The following is a 3,222-nucleotide window of genomic DNA, read 5'->3' as shown; positions in this document are numbered from 1 at the left end:
GGTGGCGCTGCGCTGACCGCCGGCTACTTGCTGTGATCCCTCCGGGATGTCCTCAACGTGTCGCGAATCGATTCCAGCGTGATCGGTAAAGTCTACGCAGACGATACGACTGCGAGAGCCGGGGAATCCGTCAAATCGCCGACAATCCGGTGACGATGATCCTCCCAAAGGGTCTCTCGTTTTCTCGCCGGGGTGTTTCGGTTTTGTTTCGCAATCCAATTTTCTTGTGTTTCACGCTGCTGGTCGCCGCTTCGGTTTCGGTCATTACAGGTTGCTCGCGCAAGTATTACCGGACCCAGGCGGATCGCGACGTCGCGGTGATTTATGCCGAGAAGCGGGCGGAAGAGGCGTATACCTTGCCGCCGTTGGCGGGGATCGATGTCGATCCCCGTTCCCGATTCTTCGATCCTTCGCCGGACGATTGCCCGGCGCTACCGGTGCCCGTTCCTCAACTGTTCGGCTATGAACTTCCCGAACTCGTGACCGGTGATCCCCGTCAGATACCCCAGCGATCGGATCTTGAAATGTCTGACGGCGTGGAAGAGCTGCCGGCACCGGATGTCGAAAGTCACGATTCGACCGCCCGCCGCTTCGTTCGACCTGCCAGCGACGAGGCGTCGGAATCGTCGACGGAGGTCGTTTCGTCGATCAGCGACTTGGCATTGGTGATGCCCAAGCCTGCAAACGCGATGGAACCCGTCGTGCGTTTGGCACAACTGATCCGCGAAGACGCGCAGAACAATGAAGCGGCGGAAGAAGTCGACCTCTTGCCCGATAATGAATCGGAGAAGGAATCCGACTGGGACCCGACGAAGGATGACCGTTCTGACACGGAGCAGTTGAGAATTGTCCCGATCCCGCAGCAGTTCTGGGAGCAGCTTCCCGAGACCTGCGTGCCGCGGATGCTGGAGTTCGAATCGGTTCGCAAGGAGTTTCGCCGGTCGTATCCCGACGTCACCTCCAACGGGCTGAAGGGGTTGCTCAGCGACGCGCCGCGGTTGACGTTGCCGATGATCACCGAACTGGCGACGCTGAACAATCGCGCGATCCAAACGCAAAAGGAGCGTTTGTATCGGGCGGCACTGGTGCTTTCGGCACAGCGTTACGAATACGTGCTTCGTCCGAGGCGTCGAGGGAACGGTTCGGGCGTGAATTACACCCACGTTCGACTGGACAGCACCACGCGGAACGGGTTGGTGATTCCGACCGAAACCGGAGTCCGCGCGACCACGGCGATGGCCGGTCAGTTCCTGGCCAGTTTCGCCAATAGCGTGGTGTTTACGTTCAACGGACCGCAGGGCTTTGCCGCCAACATCGGGTCCGATTTGGTGTTTGATTTTCAGCAGACTATTTTTCAGCGCGACGTCGTTTTTGAAGGGCTGACACAAGCCGAGCGGAACGTCATCTATGTGGCGCGTGATCTGATCCGCGCCCAGCGTTCACTATTCGTCGATTTGGCGACCGACTACTACCAATTGTTGTTGACCTATCGCGCGATCGAGATCAGCTCACAGGATTACTTCAGCAATTTGCGCGCGTTTTTGCAGGGCAGGGCAGAGTACTTGCAAGCCGGTCGCATCCCGCGAGTTCAAGTGGATCAGTTTGAACAAAACGCCCTGGGCAGCCGCAGCTCGCTGGTCGGTGACTGCAACAGTTTGGAAAGTGCGCTCGACCGGTTGAAGCTGCGGATCGGTTTGCCACCGGAGATGCCGCTCAATCTGAATCTGGAAGAGCTCGAATCGCTGACGACCAGCGATGAACTCACGGTGACGCGGCAGTTGGTGATGCGGACGCGGCAAACGTTGCTCGACGCGGCGCAGACCCGACTGGGGGATCGCGATGCCGCGGTCAACGGCGCGACGGTGCTGATCAATCGTCTGCGAGAAACCCTTCGCGTCCGCCGCAAGATCGAAGGGATCACCGAGGAGTCGGCCGCCGAGCGTGAAACCGAACAGTTGGGACTGCGGCTGGCGTTGCTGGAAGCTCGGCTGCAAAGTGATCAGATGGAGTCGATTCGATCGCGAGAACTGAAGTCGGAATTGCCGCGGGAGCCGTTGATTCAATTTGCCCGCACGATTGATCTGGTCGAGTCCAAATTGTCGCAAGCCCAGCGGGCCACCTTGCTGCGAAAGAATCTGGGGCTGCAAAGCGACGTCGCCGACGCGGTGGAAGTCGATCGGTTGGATGAACGGTTTCAAAAACTGCGTCGCCGATGGGATGCGGCGATCGAAAGTCGGGAACTGGATCGGTTGCCCGAATTGGTCGAGGCGGCCAATGGTTTGCTGGAGGCCACGAACACCCTGACGGCGAAACTGGTCGGCGATCTGTTGCCCGCCGACAATGTCGAATTCGAGAACGTGATCGTACAGACGGTTGCCGATACGGTGGCGTTGGTCGATCGCGTGGAGACCAGTGATGTCGGCGGGCTGGATGAAGTGGAGGTCGAGGAGAACAGGGCGATGCTGTTGGCGCTGTATCAACGCTATGACCTGATGAATCGACGAGGCGAACTTGCCGACGATCGACGTCGGATCAAACTGGCCGCGGATGATTTGAGGGCGATTTTGGATGTCAGAGCGACGCAGACGTTGTCGGCCAATCGATTGCTTTCTGATCCGAACCCGCCCTTCGATTTTAGTCGCGACGGTGGCGTCACCTCGTTGAGTCTGTCGCTGGACACGCCGCTGAACCGTCGTCTGGAACGCAACACTTACCGGGCCGCGCTGATCGATTACCAAGCCGGACGCCGGGCGTTGATCGAATTGGAAGATCAGATCAAGCTCGCCGTTCGCGAAGACTTGCGACAGCTTCGTTTGCAACGCAACCAATATGAGATTTCGGTGGCTCGGGCGGCCCTCGCGTACGAACGTGTCGTCAGCACGCGTCTGCAACTGCAGTTGGCCGTCGGGAACGTCGTCGCACGGGACTTTTTGGAAGCCCAGCAAGCGTACACGTCCGCGCTCAACTCGGTCGCACGCGATCACATTTCGTTCATCCGAGGACGCATTGAGTTGTTCTTTGACACCGAGTCGATTCGATTGGATGCCAACGGGTACTGGTCAGGCGGGCAAGACGAATCGTTGGAGTTGCCGCCGCTGCCCGATTTCTATGATGTCAACCCGAATCCCTACGGGCGGCTGCCGGCACGCGTGCGTTACAGTGAGGAAGTGCGTCGGAATCATTAGAGTGTTGGTGTGCAGGCTTGAGCCCAATACCGCTAAG

Annotated in this window: 1 protein-coding gene; it reads left to right on the top strand. The window is 58.8% G+C overall.

What is annotated here, in order from left to right; genetic code table 11:
• The first annotated feature begins 203 nt into the window (after positions 1-203).
• Entirely contained in the window at positions 204-3,185 is a 2,982-nt protein-coding gene (locus NZK35_RS11865; protein ID WP_259632747.1) for a TolC family protein, read from the top strand.
• The last annotated feature ends 37 nt before the right edge of the window (positions 3,186-3,222 follow it).

It is taken from the genome of Stieleria sedimenti (assembly GCF_025060895.1).
Taxonomy (GTDB): Bacteria; Planctomycetota; Planctomycetia; order Pirellulales; family Pirellulaceae; genus Stieleria; species Stieleria sedimenti.
This window is presented reverse-complemented; position numbering and strand designations above follow the sequence as displayed.